Raw genomic sequence first — 19357 nt, 5'->3', positions numbered from 1 at the left:
GCCGTCGGGTACCTCCCCGCGAGGTGCCGAGGAACCGGAGCGCGCAGGGGATTACCAGGTATGACGGACCAGACCGGAGGCGACCAGCCGCAGAAGACCGTGGCTGAGCTGCTCGCCCAGCACGGTGCCCAGGTCGACGGCAGCCGCCGCCGGCGACGGCGCGCGGCCGAGGACGACGACGAGCCCGCCACCCCCGAAGCCACCGGTGGCACGACCGGCTCCCACCGGCGGCCGGGCGTGAGCGACACCGGCCCGCAGGCGATCATCGACCGGGTGGCCGCCGAGGGCACGCCGCCCCCGCCCAACCGGCCCGCCGGCCGCCGCCGTGCCGAGCCGCCGTCCCCGCCGCCGCCCGCGCCCCGCGCGGTCCCGCAGGACTCGCAGCCGCTGCCGCGGCCGGTCACGCCGCCGCCCCCGGCCCGGCCCGCCCCCGGCGGCGCCGAGTCCGGCCAGTACGGCCGCCCGGCGGCGGAGCCCGGCTCGTTCGGCAGGCAGGCACCCCAGGAGTCCGGGCAGTTCGCGCGCCCGCCGCAGGAGCCCGCGGCGCCGCCCGCGCCGCCGCGGCCGCCGGAGTCCGCTCAGCTGCCCGTGCCGCCGCGGCCGCCGGAGTCCGCTCAGCTGGCCGTGCCGCCGCGGCCGCCGGAGTCTGCACAGCTGGCCGGGCCGCCGCGGCCGCCGGAGTCCGCTCAGCTGCCCGTGCCGCCGCGCGCGCCACGGCGTCAGCCGCCGCCTCCGCAGCCTTCGCAGCAGCTGCCGGTCGCGCCGCCGCCCGCCGCCGAGGAGACCCGCGCGGCCGTCCCGCCGGTCCGGCGTCGCCCCGGCCCGCCGCAGCCGTCGCAGCAGCTGCCCACCCCGCCGCCTCCGCAGCCTTCGCAGCAGCTGCCGGTGCCGCCGCCGTCCGGCGGCCCGCTGTCGGCCCGGCTCGACGGGCTCAACGGCACCCCGGACGCCGACATCGACGTGCCGCCGCCGCCGATGGCGAGCGGAACCTTCGCGACGCCGCCCGCCGCACCCGGCCGCCCGCGCCGCGCCCCGGCGCGCCGCCCGCAGCCGCAGCAGGAGGCCTACACCGAGCAGTTCGACGCCGTAGCCGGCGAGGAACCGCCGAAGCAGCCGGAAGCGCCGGAGCCGTCGTCGCCGGCGGGGCTGGCGAACTGGCGCAAGCGGCGGCAGAAGGAGCAGATGGAGGACACCGAGATCGGCGTCATGCCGGTGGTGCCCACCGACGCCCCGGACGACGACGGCTACCCCGAGGACGACTTCGAGCCCGACGGCTTCGCCCCGGAGGGCAGCGGCTACCAGGCGGCCTACGACGCGGGCCCGCCGACCGGCGCGTACCCGCCGCCGATGCCGTTCGCGCCCGGTGACCGCGCCTCGCGCGCGCCGATCCCGGACGACCTCGAACCGTACGAGCGCGAATTCGCCGACGGCTACCCGGACGGCCCGGACTTCGAGCAGGACGACTACGCCTACGAGCAGGGCGAAGGCTACGAGGACGACGAGTACGAAGACGTTCCCGAGCCGCTCGCCGAGCCGGAGCCGGCGGCCTCGCCCGGCAAGGCGTGGCTGGCGCTGGCCGGCCAGCTCGCGCTGGGTGTCGTCGGCGGCGCGGCCGTGTGGCTGGGCTTCAACTGGCTGTGGGTGAACATCCCGGCCGCCGCGCTGGTGGCGGCGCTGCTGGTGGTCGTCGCGCTGGTCTGGATCGTGCGGAAGATCCGCCGCGCCGAGGACCTGCAGACCACGGTGCTCGCGGTGCTGGTCGGCCTGGTGGTGACGGTGTCCCCGGCGGCGCTGCTGCTCGTCGGCCGCTGACGGCGGCGGGGACGCGGTGATCCGCGTCCCCTTCGGCACACGCCCCTGCCCCGCACCCTCGGTGACGAGGCAGGATGTCGCGCGTGACAGACGAGCAGCCGGTCCGCGTCGGGCTCAGCACGGCGTCCGTGTGGCCCCTCAAGGCGGGGAGCGCCTTCGAGCTGGCCGCCGAGCTCGGCTACGACGGCGTCGAGGTCATGGTCTGGGCCGACCCGGTCAGCCAGGACGTGACCGCGCTGCGCCGCTGGTCGCGCCGGACCGGGGTGCCCGTCCTGTCGATCCATTCGCCGTCGCTGCTGATCACGCAGCGGGTCTGGTCGCCGGACCCGGTGGTGCGGCTGCGGATGTCCGTCGACGCGGCCCAGGAGCTGGGCGCGCGCACTGTCGTCGTGCACCCGCCGTTCCGGTGGCAGCGGCGCTACGGTGACGCGTTCGGCGATCTGGTCGACGAGCTGGAGACGTCGAGCGGAATCGAAATCGCCGTCGAAAACATGTTCAAGGTCCGGCCGCCGGGTGGTTCGCGGAATTCCCGCGTCTCGGCGTTCCGGCCGTCGATCGACCCGACGGACGTCGGTTTCCGGCACTACACGCTCGACCTGTCCCACACAGCGGCAGCCCGGATGGACGCGCTGGCGCTGGCGGAGCGGATGGCGGAAGGACTCACGCACGTCCATCTGGCCGACGGCACCGGCGTCCCCAAGGACGAGCACCTGGTGCCGGGGCGCGGCGGCCAGCCCTGCGCCGAGCTGCTGGAGAAGCTGGTCAGCAGCGGTTTCGCCGGCCAGATCGTGCTGGAGATCAACACCCGGCACGCCGCCACCGGGGCCCAGCGGGTCCGCGACCTGGCGGAGGCGCTGCTGTTCGCGCGATTCCACCTGGGGCAGTGATGGCGCACATTCGCCCGCGGACACGACTGCTCCCGGCTCCATTTCCGCCGGTCGAACACGTAAAGTTCCGACTGTGAACCCGTTGCGACCGTTGCTCGTCACCTGCCCCGATTTCCCCATTGGCACGGCGCGTCGGTGAGCGGAACGGACGGCAACGCCGTGTCCTTCGACATGGCGAGTGCGGCGCGGTCGCTGGGGGACGGCACCTTCACCGCGGTGCTGCGCGCGGAGTGGGCCATCGGCTCGCACCCGCACGGGGGTTTCCTGCTGGCCCTGCTGGCCAAGGCGGCGATCGCCGCGCTGCACGAGCGCGGTGAACCGCACGCGGAACCGCTGGTCGTCAGCGCGGAGTTCCTGCACGCACCGGCGCTCGGCCCGGTACTGCTGCGCACGGACGTCCGCAAGGTCGGCCGGCGCGCGACGGTCGTCGAAGTCCGGCTGGAGCAGCGCGGCCGCAGCTGCGTCGAGGCGCGGGTGACGACCGGACGGCTGCCGATGCGGCGCCCGGAGTGGACGGACGTGCCGTCGATGCCGGCCGAGCCCTCACCGGGCGCGATCGCGATGGCCGAGAGCACGGAGGGTCCGTTCAACCTGGCGAAGGGCTGCGAAGTCCGCCTCGACCCGGCGACCGCGGGCTACCTGGCCGGCCGCACGGGCGAGCCGCCGCGGATGCGGCTGTGGGTCCGGCCGCGGCACAGCCTGGTGGACCCGTACTTCACGCTGCTGGCCGCGGACGTCAACCCGCCGGTGGTGATGAACCTCGGCCGCATCGGCTGGGCCCCGACGGTCCAGCTGACGGCGTTGCTGCGGACGCGTCCCGCGCCGGGCTGGCTGCGGGTGGTGGTGGAGTCGCGGTCGGTGCACGAGTCGTGGTTCGACTCGGACGCGACGGTGGTGGATTCGCAGGGACGGCTGGTCTGCCAGGCCCGCCAGCTGGGCCTGGCCCCGGCCCCGGGCGGCTGAGCCGCGTTTGGCACGCTTGACGCCATGACGGTCATCGCGGTGCTGGGTGCGGGCAAGATCGGCGAGGCGTTGCTCTCGGGGCTGCTGCACGGCGGCCACGAGCCGGGCGACCTGCTCTTCACCGAGCGGTATCCCGCACGCGTCGAGGAGCTGACGCAGCGGTACGGCGTCCGCGGTGTCGAGGTCGCCGAAGCCGCGAAGCGCGCCGATGTCCTCGTCGTCGCCGTGAAGCCGCAGGACATCGAGCCGGTTCTCGACGAGCTGGCGCCGCTGCTCGGCCCCTCCTCGCTCGTCGTGTCGCTGTGCGCCGGGCTGCCGACGTCGCTGTACGAGCGGCGGCTCGCCGAGGGCGTTCCGGTCGTCCGCGTCATGCCGAACACGCCGATGCTCGTCAACGAGGCCATGAGCGCCATCTCGGCGGGACGGCACGCCACGGCCGAGCACCTGGCCGTGGTGCGCGACCTGCTCTCGCACGTCGGCAAGGTCGTCGAGGTGCCGGAGGGGCAGCAGGACGCCGTCACCGCGCTCTCCGGCTCCGGCCCGGCGTACTTCTTCTACCTGGTCGAGGCCATGATCGACGCCGGCATCCTGCTGGGGCTGCCGCGCGCGCTGGCCGGCCAGCTGATCATCCAGTCGGCCGTCGGCGCGGCGAAGATGCTCGCCGAGTCGGACGAACACCCCGTGCTGCTGCGCGAAGCCGTGACGTCACCGGCCGGCACGACCATCAACGCCATCCGCGAGCTGGAGAAGCACGGCGTCCGGGCCGCGCTCCTGGCAGCCATCGAAGCCGCGCGGGACCGGTCGGTCGAGTTGGGCAAGGCCCACGACGCCTGAGTCCGAGCGCCCAAGGCCGCACCGGGGCGCTGGCGACCGGCCAACGGGGGTGAATTCGCCGGAATGGGCGATTCCTGAGGTCTTGCACGCGCGGGTGCCTGTGCGTTAGCCCTGGTAAGGGCCCATCTCGGTGACAGGCGTCGCATCAGTCCCACCAGTCCCGCTACTCTCGATAGAGCACGTGCGTGTCGATACCACAGGTGGGGAAGCCTCGTGGCGCGACACGTGTCGAAGGACGCGGTAAACATGTCGCCGAACAAGAAGGAAGACCTCCCCGCTGTCGGGCAGGTCCAGTTCCTGACGGTCGCCGAGGTGGCCACGCTGATGCGGGTCTCCAAGATGACCGTCTACCGTCTCGTGCACTCGGGTGAGCTGCCCGCCGTCAGGGTCGGCAAGTCCTTCCGGGTGCCGGAGAAAGCAGTGCACGAGTACCTGCAGGGTGCCTACTACGACGTGGGCTGAGCCAACCGGAGCTTTGCTCCGGCCGGGGGCTCCGCCACCCGGACCCCCTGGAAAGGCCGGGTGAACCGGCCGCCGGGCGGCGGCGCGCGGGGTTACCGCCTGCCCGCCGACCGGCCCGCGCCGGGTGCCGGGTAACCTGGAGAACCGCTCGTGCCTGTGCGCTCCACCCGTTGGACGCTGCGCCGGGCAGCGTGACCGACGACAACCGAAGGAGCGCCCGTGGGCTCTGTGATCAAGAAGCGCCGTAAGCGCATGTCGAAGAAGAAGCACCGCAAGCTGCTTCGCCGCACGCGAGTGCAGCGTCGCAAGGCCGGCAAGTAAGCCGCCCGAGCGTAGCCGTGGCCCGTCCAGTTCCTGGACGGGCCACGTCCATTTGGTGGGCCGGTTCCGCCCGTTCGAGTGAGGTCTTCGTCGCATTCCGGCGCGAAGCGGTTAATAGCACGTAAGACGACCCGGAGCTACCACTGAAGAGCGGTAACATCTCAAGGGCGTCCGCGCGATGCTTCCAGTGAGTGCGGGTTCGCGCACCTCGGGTGATCGTCCACCCCCACCACGCCCTACGCCGCAGGGAGTCGAATGCCGTCGAACATCGTGCTCGTGACCGGGGTCGCCGGGGAACTGGGCGGGAAGCTGCTCGCCCGGCTGGGCAACAACCCCGACTTCGAACGGGTCATCGGTGTCGACACGGTCGCCCCGGACAAGACGGTGCTGCAGCGCATGGGCCACGCGGAGTTCGTCCGCGCGGACATCCGCAACCCGCTGATCGCCAAGGTGATCAGCACGGCGAAGGTCGACACGGTGGTGCACGCGTCCTGCACCGCGCACCCGGCCGGTCCCGGCCGCCGCACCGCGATCAAGGAAGTCAACGTCATCGGCACCATGCGGCTGCTGGCCGCGTGCCAGCGCTCGCCGCTGGTCCGCAAGCTGGTGGTCAAGTCGACGGCGGCGGTGTACGGCGCGAGCGCCCGGTCGCAGGCGGTCTTCACCGAGGACTCGGAGCTCATCCCGACGTCGTCCAGCGGGTACGCGAAGGACGCCGTCGAGATGGAGGGCTACGTGCGCGGCCTGGTCCGGCGCCGTCCGGACATCACGACGACGCTGTTCCGGTTCGCCAACATCATCGGGCCCGAGACCGACACCGTCCTTTCGCGATACTTCGCGCTGCCGGTCGTCCCTACGGTCTTCGGCTACGACGCGCGCATCCAGCTGCTGCACGCGTCGGACGCGCTGGCCGTCCTGGAGCGGGCGACCCTGCACGACAAGCCCGGCGTCTTTAACGTCGGCTCGGAGGGGGTACTCACCCTATCGCAGGCGATCCGGCGAGCGGGCCGGGTCGAGCTGCCGATGCCGCGGAGCGTGGTGCCGTCGGTCGGCAAGGTCCTGCGCGGGGCCCGCGTCGTGGACTTCTCCGCCGACCAGGTCCGGCTGCTGAATTTCGGCCGGGTCGTCGACATCACCAAGCTGAAGCACGAGTTCGGGTACACCCCGCGGTGGACGACGCGTGAGGCGTTCGACGACTACATCGCCGGACGCGGCCTGAGGCCGGTGCTCGACGGCGGCAAGCTGGCCGGCCTGGCCGGGAAGGTGCTCGTCGCCGCCGCGACGGGGCAGAGCCGATGAGCAGGGCTCTCGGGGGTCCGGGTGGCGAAGCCCCCGGCCCGGAGCGCAGCTCCGGTTGTCACAGCAGACCGCACGACTTGGACGACTTCGAAAGCGAGGCGGGAACGGTGGGCGGTGCCGAGGCGCAGGTCATCCCCCTGCACGGACCGGGCCGGGAGAAGCCGGAAGCCGGACGTGACGTTCGTGAGGAAGCCGCGCGGGCGGACGCGCCGGTCGTCGCCTTCCCGGGCGCCGACCGGGAGACCCCGGAGCCGCTTTCGGACGCCGCACGCTCGGTGCTCGGCTTCCTCCGCGACCGGCTGACCGGCGACTACACGGTCGACGAGTTCGGCTTCGACGCCGAGCTGACCGACGCGCTGTTCCTGCCGCCGCTGCGCGCGCTGTACAAGAAGTGGTTCCGCGTCGACACGTTCGGCGTCGAAAACCTGCCGGCTTCGGGCGGCGCGCTGCTCGTGTCCAACCACTCGGGCACCATCCCGCTCGACTCGCTGATGACGGCGGTGGCGGTGCACGACGAGACCGGCGGCCGTCACCTGCGCGGCCTCGGCGCGGACCTGGTGTTCCAGCTGCCGCTGGTGGGCTCGTTCGCCCGCAAGTCCGGCCAGACGCTGGCCTGCCACGCGGACGCGGAACGGCTGCTGCGCAAGGGCGAGCTGGTCGGCGTGTGGCCGGAGGGCTTCAAGGGTGTCGGCAAGCCGTTCTCGTCCCGCTACAAGCTGCAGCGGTTCGGCCGCGGCGGCTTCGTGTCGGCGGCGCTGCGCGCGGGCGTGCCGATCATCCCGGTGTCGGTGATCGGCGCGGAGGAGATCTACCCGAAGCTGGGCGACATCAAGCTGCTGGCCCGCATGCTCGGGCTGCCGTACTTCCCGGTGACGCCGTTCTTCCCGCACTTCGGGCTGCTGGGCGCGATCCCGCTGCCGACGAAGTGGAGCATCGAGTTCGGCGAGCCGATCCCGACGGACGAGTACGGCCCGGAAGCCGTGGAGGACCCGATGCTGGTGTTCCAGCTGACGGACCAGGTGCGCGAGTCGATCCAGCAGACGCTGTACCGGCGGCTTTCGCAGCGGAAGTCGGTCTTCCGGGGCTGAGCGCTCAGCGGCGGCGGTACGCCATCCCCGCCGCCACCGCGCCGGCCAGCGCGCCGGCGCCCAGTACCGACGGCACGCCGATCTTGGCCGCCTTGCGGCCGGTCCGGAAGTCGCGGATCTCCCAGCCGCGCGCCCGGGCCACGTCGCGGAGGCCGCCGTCCGGGTTCACCGCCACCGCGGTGCCCACCACCGACAGCATCGGGATGTCGTTCGCCGAGTCGGAATACGCCGTGCAGCGCTTGAGGTTCAGGCCTTCCCTGGACGCCAGCGCCCGGACCGCGTGTGCCTTCGCCCGGCCGTGCAGCAGGTCGCCGACCAGGCGTCCCGTGTACACGCCGTCACGGGTTTCCGCCACCGTGCCCAGCGCGCCGGTCAGGCCCAGGCGGCGGGAGATGATCGTCGCCAGCTCGATCGGGGTCGCCGTCACCAGCCAGACGCGCTGGCCCGCGTCCAGGTGCATCTGGGCCAGCGCGCGGGTGCCCGACCAGATCTTGTCCGCCATCAGCTCGTCGTAGATCTCTTCGCTGATCGACGTCAGCTCGGCCACCGTCCGTCCGGCCACAAAGGACAGTGCGCGCTCGCGGTGGGTCTTGATGTCCTCTTTGTTCTCACGGCCGCCGAGGCGGAACTTGATCTGGCCCCAGACGAACCCGGCCAGATCCGACGAGGTGAAGAACTTCCGCGCCGCGAGGCCGCGGGCGAAGTAGAAGATGGACGCGCCCATCATCATCGTGTTGTCGACGTCGAAGAACGCGGCCGCCGTGAGGTCCGGCGGGGCGGGCGGGGCGGGTTCGGACACCACTCGGGCGTGGGCGGCTTCGGCCGACGCCTCGCCCGCGAGCGTGGCGAGCCGTTCCAGCTCCTGACACTTATCCCTGCCACGCCAAGCTGACACGCCCACCGCCTCCACGTCTGCTGGCCACGTCCTCGCGAAAGTCCGGGTCCTTCGCACAGCGTAGCGAGCCACGCACCGCGCCGTCGCAGGTGTGGCCCCGGACCTCAGCCGATCACGATCGGCGGCAGCCCGGGCAGCAACGGCGGGATCGACACCAGCGGCGGCGGGGGCGTCGTCGTGGTCGTCGATGGCGGCCGGGTGGTCGTCGGCGGCTGGCCGTACACCGGCGGGGGCTGGATCCCGCCCGTCGGCGCCGGGAGGCGCGGGGTGGCCGCCGCGTCCGATGGCGGCAGCTGCGTGCCGGTCGGCGCCGGCGCGGTGCTCTCCCCGGAGGACGAGGGTGCGGCCGGGACCGGCGATGCCGGTTGTTCGCCGGCGGCCGGGGCCGGCCGGGCCGTGCACTCGCCCGTCGCCGGGACCAGCCCCAGCTCGTCGGACTTGCCGGTGGTGATCTCGTAGCAGTTCAGCCGCGCGACCAAGCCGCTCGCGCGCTCCTGGACCTTGCCGAGCAGGTCCCGCACGTCGCCGATCACCGGGGCGGCGTCCGACGGCAGCGGCTGTGCCGCGAGCCGGGCCGCCTGGTTGCGGGCCCACAGCCGGACGTCCGCCAGCGCCTGTGCGCCGCCGCCGTCGCTCGTCGCCACGGTCGCCAGCTCCGCCACGCCCGCGCGGAGATCGGCCGCGAAGTCGTCGTAGGCCTTCCGGTAGTCGGCCTGGCTCGCGCCGGCGGCCGCCATCTCGCCCAGCTCGGTGATGCGGTTGGTGGCGAACTCCAGGTGCTTGCGCGCCTTCGCCTGGTCACCGAACGTCAAGCTCAACGCCGTCGACTCCCCAGCGCGCTTCACGGCGTACAGCGCGTCACCCGGCAACGCGTTCCGGGACAGCACCAGCGTCAGCCCGGAGAGCACGAGGACCAGGAAGAGCGCGGCGGCCACCAGGTCGGCGGTCCGCGGCCGCCACCTCCGACGCGGGGTGGCCGCCGCCGTCTCCAGGCGGCCCGCGATCTCCGCGCGGATCCGCTGCCGTGTCTCCAGGTCCGGGGCCCCGGCCGCACCGAGGTCGCGCAGCGCGCCGACGAGGGCCAGTTCGTCGGCGAACTCGCCGTCCCGGCGTACCGGGGACGGCTCCAGGGCACGTGCGAACCGTTCGATCTCGGCTCGCTCACGCGCAAACCTCACTGCGCAGCTCCATCTCGGGCCTTGGCCGGCTCGATGACACCGGTCTGGCAGGAGTAACGATCCAGAAGGCGCCGGGGTTACCGGATTCGGTCGACCGGCCGGAAAGTTCGCGGGATCAGCGCAATCCCGTGGGCAGCAGTTGTGCCAAACGGCGTACCGCGCGGTGCTGGAGCGCCTTGATGGCGCCCTCGTTGCGGTTCATGATCTCGGCCGTCTCCGCCACCGACAGGCCCTGCAGGAAGCGCAGAATGATGCATTCCCGCTGGTCGTCGCCCAGTTCCGCGACGCAGCGCAGCAGCTCGGCGCGGGTCGCGCGGCTGATGGCCTCCTGCTCGGGCCCGGCCTGCGCCGTCGCGCCGACGGTGAACGGCGCCGAACCCGGCTCGGTCACCTCGTCGGTGACGACCTCGAGGCGGAACCGGCTCGACTTGACGTGGTCGAGCACCAGGTTGCGGGCGATGGTGACGAACCAGGCGCCGACGTCACGTCCCTGGTAGCTCACCGACGTGATCCGGCGCAGCGCGCGCAGGAACGTCTCGCTGGTGACGTCCTCGGCCAGGTCGCGGTCGCCGAGCCGGAACAGCACGTACCGGTAGACGACGTCGACGTAGCGGTCGTAGAGGCGGCCGAACGCGGACGAGTCGCCGTCCTGCGCCGCCCGCACCAGCTCCCAGGCTTCGGCCTTGGCCGCCTCGGCCCGCTCTTCCTCGGCCGCCTGCCTGCTCAGCGGCACGGCCGAGGACCGCCCGAACACGCGCTCGGCGAACATGGAGACGGGGCCGCGGCTCACGGCGGTCGGCACGGTCATCGGGCGGCACCTCCGGCGGCGGCTCTGGCCCAGTGGGCCACGATACCCCCGGACGGCGGGCGAGCAGGGGCCTGCCGGCTCGCATGCCCCACGGCCTCGTGGGCAGGCAAGTTCGTCACGGCGACTCCCTCTCTCCGGTCGCGGCGGTGATCAACACCACCGGCCCGACGCAGTGCAGCATACGTGTAGTTACCGCGAAGTAGGTAGTGGCTTCCGGGGTTGCGCAATGGCGACGCTCGCGGTCAGCACCCATGACGTCGCTCCGAATGACAGACTTGCAACGGTTTGGCCGGAAGAAGAAAGGTGGACCGCCGGTGAGTGCTCCAGAGGCGACGCAGTCGGGGGTCGGCGGGCTGCTCACGCGGGCCGCGGCCACGTGGCCGGAGCACCCGGCCGTGCGCGAGACCGGCACCGGGCACGGCCTGACCTACGCCGAGCTGGCGGCCGCCGCCCAGGTGCAGGCCGGGCGGCTGGCGGACGCCGGTGTCCGGCCCGGCGACCGGGTCGCGCTGCGGCTGCCGACGTCGGTCGACTTCGCCGTCGCGTTCTTCGCCGCACTGCGGGCCGGGGCGATCGTCGTACCGCTGTCGCCGCAGGCACCCGGGCCCGAACTGGAGAAGCTGCTCGGCCACAGCGGTGCCAAGGTTGTCATCAGCCGGGACGCCGACGCGCCGCTGCCCGGCGGCGTGAGCGTCCTCACGCCCGGATCCGACCCGGATGGAGTAGCCGAGTCCGCCGACGCCGGCCGGGCGGGCGAGGACATCGCGGTCATCTCCTACACGTCCGGCACCACCGGGCCACCCCGCGGCGTGATGCTGTCCCACCGCGCGCTGCTGGCCAACCTGGCGCAGCTCGACGGGATCGAGGGCGTGCTCACGCACGACGACCGCGTGCTGATCACCATCCCGCTCTTCCACGTCTACGGCCTCGGCCCCGGCCTGCTGCACGCCGTGTCCGCCGGTGCGACCGCGATCCTCTCGGAGCGCTTCGAGGCGCAGCGCACGCTGGACGACTGCGCCGCACACGGCGTCACGACGATCGCCGGCGTCCCGACGATGTACGCGGAGTTCGCCGCGCTCGGTGCCGGTGAGCTGCGCGAGAAGCTGGCCACCGTCCGGCGGATGACCTCGGGCGCCGCGCCGCTGCACCCGAAGGTGCTGACCGCGATCCGCGAGGCCACCGGCCTGGACGTCTACGAGGGCTACGGCCTCACCGAGTGCGCGCCCGTGGTGACCTCGACGCTGGTCACCGGCTACCCGAAGCCGGGTTCGGTCGGGCGGCCGCTGCCCGGGATCGAGCTGCGGCTGGTCGACAGCGACGGCACCGACCAGGCCGTGCCGCTCGACCCGGACGACGTCGACGACGTCTTCGAAGCCGAGGGTGAGACCGGGCTGGTGTCGATCCGCGGCGCGAACCTGTTCTCCGGCTACTGGCCCGACGGGGACCACGGGCCGGACGCGGAAGGCTGGTTCCGTACCGGCGACGTCGGCTACCTCGACACCGACGGTGACCTGCACCTGGTGGACCGGGCCAACGACTTGATCATCGTCAACGGCTTCAACGTCTTCCCGCGCGAGGTCGAGGAGGTCATCGGGCAGCTGCCCGAGGTGGCCGAGGCCGCGGTCGTCGGCGTGGTCGACGAGCGCAGCGGCGAAGCGGTGAAGGCCTTCGTCGTGCCGGCGGCCGGGGCGTCGCTGTCCGAGCAGCAGGTCGTCGAGCACTGCGCGGCCCACCTGGCCGGGTACAAAGTGCCGCACGCGGTCGAGTTCGCCGAGTCGCTGCCGCATTCGGCCACCGGGAAGCTGCGCCGCCTGCGGCTGCGGTAGGAAGGACGGCATGGCGCACGAAGTGACGGTCATGGGCCGCGAGGGCTGCCACCTCTGCGAGGTCGCCGAGGCCGACGTCGCGCGGATCTGCGGCGAGCTGGGCGTCGCGTGGAAGAGCGCGGACGTCGACACCGACCCGGAGTGGCGCGCGGAGTACGGCGACCGCGTCCCGGTGATCCTGGTCGACGGGGCCGAGCACGGGTACTGGCGGGTCGAGGAGGACCGGCTCCGGCGCGCGCTCACCTGAGCCGTAACAAGCTCGTAAGCCACATCGGGCCACCCGGGCGGGCGTGCGCTCCGAAGATGGAGACGTGACCACCACGTTGCCAGACGCCCCGCCACGGCGGCTTTCGCTGCCGGTCGCGACCCTCGTCGGGCTCCTCGCGCTGGCCGCCGCCCTGGGCGTCGGGCACCTGGTCGCGGGCTTCGTCGGGTACACGGCTTCGCCGTTCATCGCGGTCGCGAACTACGTGATCGACCACAGCCCGACCGGCATCGTGAAGTGGGCCGAGCGGACGCTGGGCACCTGGGACAAGCCGGTCCTCAAGCTCGGCCTCGGCGTGGTGCTGGTGCTGTTCGCGCTGCTCGCCGGGCAGCTCTCGCGCCGGACGCCGCGCGCGGGGCAGATCCTGGTGGTCCTGCTCGGCGCCGCCGGGGTCGCCGCGGTGTACGCGCGCAGCGACCTCGGGCAGATCTCCCTGCTCGCGCCGGTGGCCGCCCTGGTCGCCGGGCTCGCCGCGTTCACCTGGCTGCACCGGATCGCCTTGCCGCCGGACGTGGTGCACGACCGGGGGTTCGACCGGCGGAAGTTCCTGCGCGCGGGTGTCGGCGTCGTCGCGGGCTCGGGGGTCGCGGCCGTCGTCGGCCAGGTGGCCGGGACCAGCTCGAACGCCGAGGACTCCCGGGCCGCCGTCGGGCCGCTCGTGCCCGCGCGCACCGCGCCGCCGCTGCCGGCGGACGCCGACTTCGCCAAGCTGGGCTCGCCGCCGTTCATCACGCGGAACCCGGACTTCTACCGCATCGACACCGCGCTGGTCGTGCCGCAGATCCGCGCCGAGGACTGGAGCCTGCGCATCCACGGCATGGTCGACCGCGAGGTGACGTTCTCCTACGCCGACATCCGCAACCGGCCGCTGGTCGAGCGCCGGATCACCCTGACGTGTGTGTCCAACGAGGTCGGCGGCCCGCTGATCTCGAACGCGACCTGGCTCGGCGTCGACCTTGTCGACCTGCTCGACGAGGCCGGCGTGCAGGCCGGCGCCGAGCAGATGTTCGCCACCAGCGTCGACGGCTGGACGTGCGGCACTCCCGCGAACGTGGCGCTCGACCCGCAGCGCGGCGCGATGCTGGCGATCGGGATGAACGGCGAGCCGCTGCCGGTCGAGCACGGCTTTCCGGCGCGGATCGTCATCCCCGGCCTGTACGGGTACGTGTCGGCGACGAAGTGGGTCGAAGACCTCGAATTCACCAAGTGGGACGCCCGGCAGGCGTACTGGCTCAGCCGTGGCTGGGCCGAGCAGGCGCCGATCAAGACCGAGTCCCGGATCGACACGCCGACCGGGTTCGCGAAGGTGAGCGCGGGCAAGGTCCGGCTCGCCGGGACGGCTTGGGCGCAGCACACCGGCGTCGCGAAGGTGGAGGTCCGGCTGGACCAAGGCGCGTGGCAGCCCGCCGTGCTCTCGGCGGAGGTGAGCAAGGACACCTGGCGCATGTGGTGGATCGAGCTGGACGTGCCGAAGGGGACGCACCAGGCGTTCGTCCGGGCCACCGATTCCGGCGGCTACACGCAGACGGAGAACCGCGCGGACCCGGTGCCGGACGGCGCCACCGGCTGGCACTCGGTCACCCTCGACGCGAGCTGACCCGGACTGCCTTGGCGGACAAGGATTCTGACGCCGCGTCATGATCGACGGCGGCCCCGAACCGCCTCCGACCAGTGACTTTGTGCACGCGTTCACAAGTGGTCTACCGTAGGGCCATCGCCCCCGGGTTGTCCGGCATCGAACCGGACCTCGCGCCCTGGGTCAAGACACAGTTCGGCACGGTCGTGGCGATGGCCGCCGGGTGCACAGCGGGCAGGAGACGACGGCGTGGTGACACAGCGGGGGAGGCGCGACGCGGCGGGCTCCCCGGACCGGCCGCCGCGCCGGTCCCGCCGCCAGGACACCCCGGACGCCGACAACGCCCCGACCGCCGAGATGCCGGCCGTCCCCGCCGGCCCCAACGGGGATGCCCCCGAGGCCGTCCGGGCGAAGTCGATCCCCGAAGCGGCCGTCGCCCGCCTCGCGGTCTACCTCCGCGTGCTGTCCGGAATGTCCGAACAGGGCGCGACGACCGTTTCGAGCGAAGAGCTGTCCCAGGCGGCGGGCGTCAATTCCGCGAAACTGCGCAAGGACCTTTCCTATCTGGGCTCCTACGGCACCCGCGGCGTCGGGTACGAAGTCAGCGTCCTGGTCAGCCAGATCGAGCGGATCCTCGGCCTGACCCGCCAGCACAAGGTCGCGGTCGTCGGCATCGGTAATCTCGGTCACGCGCTGGCGAACTACGGCGGCTTCCCGGGACGCGGCTTCCCGGTCGAGGCGCTGTTCGACCTGGACCCGGACCTGATCGGGGTGCCGGTCGGCGGTCTCCCGGTGTCCCACATGGACGACATCCCGCGGATCTGCGCCGAACGCGGCATCTCCATCGGCGTGATCGCCACCCCGCCGACCGCCGCGCAGTCGGTGTGTGACCGGCTCGTCGCGGGCGGTGTCCAGTGCATCCTCAACTTCGCCCCGGTCGTTTTGCAGGTTCCTCCTCACATCGAGGTCCGCAAAGTGGATTTGGCCGTGGAGCTGCAGATACTCTCGTTCCATGTGGCCCGCCGCGCGGATGACGCCGCCGGTAGTCAGGGCAATTCCGGATTACCCGGCGCGGGCCTGCCGTCCGACAATGGGAAGGGCGGCCGGAACGGTTCGGGTCCGGATGGCGGACGGGAAATGGTGGTGCGCTCATGAGCGAGCCTGCGAGTGAATCATTCAACACAGCGCGTTCGCTCTTGCGTTCACCGAGCGCCAGCGAGGTGACGGCATGAGCGTGTTGGCGGTCGGGCTTTCGCACCGGAGTGCGGAGCTGAGCACGCTCGAACGTGTCGCGGTCCCCGCCCACGAGGTCGGCAAGATCCTCGACGAGCTGCAGCAGGCCGAGCACATCAACGAGGTCATGCTCGTCTCGACGTGCAACCGGATCGAGGTCTACGCGGTCGTCGAGACCTTCCACGGCGGCCTCGACGACGTCACCGGAGTGCTGTCCCGCCAGGCCGGGATGGAACCCGCTGAGCTCTACGACAGCCTGTACGTGCACTACGCCGGCGCGGCCGTCGAGCACCTGTTCTCGGTCGCTTCGGGCCTGGACTCGATGGTCGTCGGCGAGACGCAGATCCTCGGCCAGGTCCGCGCCGCCTACGCCACCGCGCGCGAGGCCGGCACGGTCGGCCGCACGCTGCACGAGCTGATCCAGACCACGCTGCGCGTCGGCAAGCGCGTGCACACCGAAACCGGGCTCGACCAGCTCGGCGCGTCGGTCGTGTCCGAGGCGCTCGCCGCGGCCGGGGACGTCACCGGCAAGCACGCCGTCATCGTCGGCGCCGGTTCGATGGGCGCGCTGAGCGCGTCGCAGCTGCGCAAGGCCGGGATCGGTGAGATCACCGTGGCCAACCGCACCGACGCCCGCGCCCGCCGGCTCGCCGCGAACGTCACCGAGCAGGGCGTGCCGGCCCGCGCGGTCCCGCTGTCCGGGGTCGCCGAAGCCGTGCGTGACGCCGACGTCGTGATCTGCTGCACCGGCGCGCAGGACGCCGTCTTCGGGCCCGGCCACGTGCTGCCGCGCGGCGGTCGTGACCTGGTCGTCTGCGACCTCGGCCTGCCCCGCGACGTCGACCCGGCGGTCGGCGAGCTGGCCGGCGTCCGGGTGGTCGACCTGGCCACCATCCAGCGCCGGATGCGCGAAGCAGGCACCCCGACCACCGAGCGCCAGACGGCCAAGGCGACCGGGATCGTCCTCGACGAGGTGCGCGACTACCTCGCCGGGCAGCGCAGCGCCGAGGTCACCCCGACCGTGACCGCCTTGCGGCGCCGCGCGGCCGAGGTCGTCGACGCCGAGCTGCTGCGGCTGGACCACCGCCTGCCGGACCTCGACTCGGGGGTCCGCGAGGAGGTCGGCCGCACGGTCCGCCGGGTGGTCGACAAGCTGCTGCACGCGCCGACGGTGCGGGTCAAGCAGCTGGCCGCCGAGACGGCCGACACCGACTACGCGAACGCGTTGCGAGAACTGTTCTGCCTCGACCCGCAGGCACCCGCCGCGGTGGCGAGCCCGAAGCCCCCACCAGAGAAGAAGTAGCAGTGACCAGAGTCATTCGCATGGGCACGCGCGGTTCGAAGCTCGCGCTCGCCCAGACCGGGACCGTCGCCGACACCCTGCGCGCCACCGGCGTCGAGGTCGAGATCGTCACCGTGACCACGCCCGGTGACAAGTCCGCCGCGCCGATTCCCACGATCGGGGTCGGCGTGTTCACGTCGGCGTTGCGGGAAGCCTTGCTGCGCAACGAGGTCGACGTCATCGTCCACTCGTACAAAGACCTGCCGACCGCGCCCGAGCCGGGCATCGCGCTGGCCGCCGTGCCGCCGCGCGAGGACCCGCGGGACGCGTTGATCGCGCGGGACGGGCTCACCCTCGGCGAGCTGCCGCCGGGCGCGACCGTCGGCACGGGCGCCCCGCGGCGCACCGCGCAGCTGCGCGCGCTGGGTCTCGGTTTGGAAATCGTGCCGATTCGCGGCAATATCGACACCCGCATGCGCAAGGTGACCGACGGCGAGCTCGACGCCGTGGTGCTCGCGCGTGCCGGACTGGCCCGGATCGGCCGGGCCGAGGCGATCACCGAGACCCTCGACCCGATCCAGATGCTGCCGGCGCCCGCGCAGGGCGCGCTGGCGGTGGAGTGCCGGGCCGCCGACGTGGACCTCGAGCACCTGCTCAGGTCCACAGTGGACGACGAGGGCACGCGGGCCGCGGTGACGGCCGAGCGGGCCCTGCTGGCCGCGCTCGAGGCGGGGTGCAGCGCGCCGGTGGGCGCGCTCGCCGAGATCGTCGAGGATCTCGACGCCGAGGGCAAGGTCGTGGAACGCATCTCGCTGCGCGGCACCGCCGCGATCGACGGCGGGAACGGCGCGGTGGACATGGTCCGGGCCTCCGCGCTGGCCGACAAGGACCAGGCCGCCCAGCTGGGCAAGGACCTGGCCGCCGAGCTGCTGGACCTCGGGGCCGGAGCCCTCTCCGGCCCCGCTCAGTAGCGCTCTCGCGAGCGCTTTCGAAGACGTAGGAGAACTGCGTTCGTGCGACCGCGCACGGCCGCCGCAAGAGGAGAAACGCACAGATGACCCCCGCGCGAAAAACCACCGGGCGCGTAGCGTTCGTGGGCTCCGGGCCCGGCGACGCCGGCCTGCTCACGGTCCGTGCCCAGGAACTGCTCGCCAAGGCCGAGGTCGTGGTGACCGACCCCGACGTGCCGCAGGCCGTGCTGGCCATGGCCGCCGAGGGCGCCGAGGTCCGGCCCGCCGTCGGCGAGGCCGCCGAGGTCGCCAAGGACCTGACGACCGAGGCCAAGGCCGGCCGTCTGGTGCTGCGGCTGGTGGCGGGCGACCCGCTGACCACCCCGGCCGTGGTGGCCGAGGTCCAGGCGGTCGCGCGCACGAGCGCCGTGTTCGACGTCATCCCGGGTGTTTCGCCGGGTGCGGCCGTCCCGGCGTACGCGGGCGTCGCGCTGGGCGGCACGCACACCGAGGTCGACGTCCGCGGCGACGTCGACTGGGCGGCGCTGGCCGCCGCGCCCGGCCCGCTGGTGCTGCACGCGACGTCGGCCCACCTGGCCGAGGCGGCGTCGGCGCTGACCGGCAACGGCCTCCCGGCGTCCACCCCGGTCGCGGTCACCGCGAACGGCACGATCAACACCCAGCGCACGCTGGACACCACCCTGGAGAAGCTCGCCAACGACGCGGGCGAGCTCGTCGGGCCGCTGATCGTCACGATCGGCCAGGCCGCCGGGCAGCGCTCGAAGCTGTCGTGGTGGGAGTCGCGCGCGCTGTACGGCTGGAAGGTCCTGGTGCCGCGCACCAAGGAGCAGGCCGGCGAGATGGCCGAGCGCCTGCGCGGCCACGGCGCGACGTCGCACGAGGTGCCGACGATCTCGGTCGAGCCGCCCCGCAGCCCGGCGCAGATGGAGCGCTCGGTCAAGGGCCTGGTCGACGGCCGCTACCAGTGGATCGTCTTCACCTCCACCAACGCGGTCCGCGCGGTGTGGGAGAAGTTCGAGGAGTTCGGCCTGGACGCGCGCGCGTTCTCCGGCGTGAAGATCGCCTGTGTGGGTGAATCGACCGCGGCGAAGGTGCGGTCGTTCGGCATCATCCCTGAGCTGGTCCCGTCCGGCGAGCAGTCGTCGGAAGGGCTGCTGGCGGAGTTCCCGCCGTACGACGACGTGCTGGACCCGGTCGACCGCGTGCTGCTGCCGCGGGCGGACATCGCCACGGAGACGCTGTCGGCCGGCCTGCGCGAGCGCGGCTGGGAGATCGACGACGTGACGGCGTACCGGACGGTCCGCGCGGCCCCGCCGCCCGCGGAGACCCGCGAGATGATCAAGACCGGCGGCTTCGACGCGGTGTGCTTCACGTCGTCGTCGACCGTGCGGAACCTGGTCGGCATCGCGGGCAAGCCGCACACGCGCACGCTGGTGGCGTGCATCGGCCCGAAGACCGCGGAGACGGCGGTGGAGTTCGGGCTCCGGGTGGACGTCCAGCCGGAGAAGGCGGACGTCCCGCACCTGGTGGACGCGCTGGCGGAGCACGCTGCGCGGCTTCGCGCGGAGGGCGCGCTGCCGCCGCCGCGGAAGGCGAAGCGGGCTCGCCGCTCCTGAGGTTCTTCACGACGAAGGCCGCCCCGGTTCGCCGGGGCGGC

The 19357-nt window shown here is 72.9% G+C and carries 18 protein-coding genes; 15 read left to right on the top strand and 3 right to left on the bottom strand.

Going from position 1 to position 19357, the window contains the following annotated elements:
* Nucleotides 1-60 precede the first annotated feature (60 nt).
* The 8 genes from BT341_RS03695 to BT341_RS03660 all read left to right on the top strand — a co-directional run bounded on the left by BT341_RS03695 (nucleotide 61) and on the right by BT341_RS03660 (nucleotide 7666).
* Complete coding sequence (locus BT341_RS03695; RefSeq protein WP_177328731.1) at nucleotides 61-1812, top strand: hypothetical protein; 1752 nt, start codon at nucleotides 61-63, stop codon at nucleotides 1810-1812.
* 74 nt (nucleotides 1813-1886) lie between these two features.
* Nucleotides 1887-2699: a sugar phosphate isomerase/epimerase family protein gene (locus BT341_RS03690; protein ID WP_177328730.1), complete on the top strand. Its 813-nt coding sequence runs from the start codon at nucleotides 1887-1889 to the stop codon at nucleotides 2697-2699.
* A 171-nt stretch (nucleotides 2700-2870) separates the two neighbouring features.
* Nucleotides 2871-3662, top strand: coding sequence for a thioesterase family protein (locus BT341_RS03685; RefSeq protein ID WP_072481761.1), 792 nt, complete (start codon nucleotides 2871-2873; stop codon nucleotides 3660-3662).
* Between the two features lie 24 nt (nucleotides 3663-3686).
* Complete coding sequence (proC, locus tag BT341_RS03680) at nucleotides 3687-4496, top strand: pyrroline-5-carboxylate reductase (RefSeq protein ID WP_072474916.1); 810 nt, start codon at nucleotides 3687-3689, stop codon at nucleotides 4494-4496.
* A 246-nt stretch (nucleotides 4497-4742) separates the two neighbouring features.
* On the top strand, nucleotides 4743-4958 hold the full coding sequence (locus BT341_RS03675) for a helix-turn-helix domain-containing protein (RefSeq protein WP_013222402.1): 216 nt from the start codon (nucleotides 4743-4745) through the stop codon (nucleotides 4956-4958).
* Nucleotides 4959-5177: 219 nt separating this feature from the next.
* A complete protein-coding gene (locus BT341_RS03670) occupies nucleotides 5178-5279 on the top strand; it encodes a 30S ribosomal protein bS22 (protein ID WP_007030867.1) in 102 nt (33 codons plus the stop codon).
* Between the two features lie 255 nt (nucleotides 5280-5534).
* On the top strand, nucleotides 5535-6578 hold the full coding sequence (locus BT341_RS03665; protein WP_072474915.1) for an NAD-dependent epimerase/dehydratase family protein: 1044 nt from the start codon (nucleotides 5535-5537) through the stop codon (nucleotides 6576-6578).
* Between the two features lie 77 nt (nucleotides 6579-6655).
* Nucleotides 6656-7666, top strand: coding sequence for a lysophospholipid acyltransferase family protein (locus BT341_RS03660; protein WP_072474914.1), 1011 nt, complete (start codon nucleotides 6656-6658; stop codon nucleotides 7664-7666).
* A gap of 4 nt (nucleotides 7667-7670) precedes the next feature.
* On the opposite strand, the gene BT341_RS03655 is transcribed toward BT341_RS03660, so the two are convergent.
* The 3 genes from BT341_RS03655 to BT341_RS03645 form a co-directional block, all read right to left on the bottom strand.
* Complete coding sequence (locus tag BT341_RS03655) at nucleotides 7671-8576, bottom strand: HAD family hydrolase (protein WP_177328729.1); 906 nt, start codon at nucleotides 8574-8576, stop codon at nucleotides 7671-7673.
* 89 nt (nucleotides 8577-8665) lie between these two features.
* Complete coding sequence (locus BT341_RS03650) at nucleotides 8666-9739, bottom strand: DUF5667 domain-containing protein (protein WP_084742737.1); 1074 nt, start codon at nucleotides 9737-9739, stop codon at nucleotides 8666-8668.
* A gap of 115 nt (nucleotides 9740-9854) precedes the next feature.
* Complete coding sequence (locus BT341_RS03645) at nucleotides 9855-10547, bottom strand: sigma-70 family RNA polymerase sigma factor (RefSeq protein ID WP_072474913.1); 693 nt, start codon at nucleotides 10545-10547, stop codon at nucleotides 9855-9857.
* 314 nt (nucleotides 10548-10861) lie between these two features.
* Between BT341_RS03645 and BT341_RS03640 the strand changes: the two genes are divergently transcribed.
* The 7 genes from BT341_RS03640 to BT341_RS03610 all read left to right on the top strand — a co-directional run bounded on the left by BT341_RS03640 (nucleotide 10862) and on the right by BT341_RS03610 (nucleotide 19316).
* Nucleotides 10862-12373, top strand: coding sequence for a long-chain-fatty-acid--CoA ligase (locus tag BT341_RS03640; protein WP_072474912.1), 1512 nt, complete (start codon nucleotides 10862-10864; stop codon nucleotides 12371-12373).
* Nucleotides 12374-12383: 10 nt separating this feature from the next.
* Nucleotides 12384-12620, top strand: a complete 237-nt coding sequence (locus BT341_RS03635; protein ID WP_072474911.1) for a glutaredoxin family protein — start codon at nucleotides 12384-12386, stop codon at nucleotides 12618-12620.
* A gap of 64 nt (nucleotides 12621-12684) precedes the next feature.
* Nucleotides 12685-14235, top strand: a complete 1551-nt coding sequence (locus tag BT341_RS03630; RefSeq protein WP_084742735.1) for a molybdopterin-dependent oxidoreductase — start codon at nucleotides 12685-12687, stop codon at nucleotides 14233-14235.
* Between the two features lie 228 nt (nucleotides 14236-14463).
* Nucleotides 14464-15369, top strand: a complete 906-nt coding sequence (locus BT341_RS03625) for a redox-sensing transcriptional repressor Rex (protein ID WP_072474910.1) — start codon at nucleotides 14464-14466, stop codon at nucleotides 15367-15369.
* A gap of 73 nt (nucleotides 15370-15442) precedes the next feature.
* Nucleotides 15443-16750: a glutamyl-tRNA reductase gene (locus BT341_RS03620; RefSeq protein ID WP_072474909.1), complete on the top strand. Its 1308-nt coding sequence runs from the start codon at nucleotides 15443-15445 to the stop codon at nucleotides 16748-16750.
* Nucleotides 16751-16770: 20 nt separating this feature from the next.
* Nucleotides 16771-17700, top strand: coding sequence for a hydroxymethylbilane synthase (gene hemC / locus BT341_RS03615; RefSeq protein ID WP_072474908.1), 930 nt, complete (start codon nucleotides 16771-16773; stop codon nucleotides 17698-17700).
* An 83-nt stretch (nucleotides 17701-17783) separates the two neighbouring features.
* Nucleotides 17784-19316, top strand: a complete 1533-nt coding sequence (locus BT341_RS03610; protein WP_072474907.1) for a bifunctional uroporphyrinogen-III C-methyltransferase/uroporphyrinogen-III synthase — start codon at nucleotides 17784-17786, stop codon at nucleotides 19314-19316.
* Nucleotides 19317-19357 lie beyond the last annotated feature (41 nt).

The sequence above is a fragment of the Amycolatopsis australiensis genome (assembly GCF_900119165.1).
Lineage (GTDB): Bacteria > Actinomycetota > Actinomycetes > Mycobacteriales > Pseudonocardiaceae > Amycolatopsis > Amycolatopsis australiensis.
This window is presented reverse-complemented; position numbering and strand designations above follow the sequence as displayed.

Excerpts from the sequence above, each read along its gene's own strand:
- proC (WP_072474916.1), top strand. The coding sequence starts at position 3,687 with ATGACGGTCATCGCGGTGCTGGGTGCGGGCAAGATCGGCGAGGCGTTG.
- BT341_RS03610 (WP_072474907.1), top strand. The coding sequence starts at position 17,784 with ATGACCCCCGCGCGAAAAACCACCGGGCGCGTAGCGTTCGTGGGCTCC.
- BT341_RS03685 (WP_072481761.1), top strand. The coding sequence starts at position 2,871 with ATGGCGAGTGCGGCGCGGTCGCTGGGGGACGGCACCTTCACCGCGGTG.
- BT341_RS03645 (WP_072474913.1), bottom strand. The coding sequence starts at position 10,547 with ATGACCGTGCCGACCGCCGTGAGCCGCGGCCCCGTCTCCATGTTCGCC.
- BT341_RS03665 (WP_072474915.1), top strand. The coding sequence starts at position 5,535 with ATGCCGTCGAACATCGTGCTCGTGACCGGGGTCGCCGGGGAACTGGGC.
- BT341_RS03690 (WP_177328730.1), top strand. The coding sequence starts at position 1,887 with ATGTCGCGCGTGACAGACGAGCAGCCGGTCCGCGTCGGGCTCAGCACG.
- hemC (WP_072474908.1), top strand. The coding sequence starts at position 16,771 with ATGGGCACGCGCGGTTCGAAGCTCGCGCTCGCCCAGACCGGGACCGTC.
- BT341_RS03635 (WP_072474911.1), top strand. The coding sequence starts at position 12,384 with ATGGCGCACGAAGTGACGGTCATGGGCCGCGAGGGCTGCCACCTCTGC.
- BT341_RS03695 (WP_177328731.1), top strand. The coding sequence starts at position 61 with ATGACGGACCAGACCGGAGGCGACCAGCCGCAGAAGACCGTGGCTGAG.
- BT341_RS03620 (WP_072474909.1), top strand. The coding sequence starts at position 15,443 with ATGAGCGTGTTGGCGGTCGGGCTTTCGCACCGGAGTGCGGAGCTGAGC.
- BT341_RS03675 (WP_013222402.1), top strand. The coding sequence starts at position 4,743 with ATGTCGCCGAACAAGAAGGAAGACCTCCCCGCTGTCGGGCAGGTCCAG.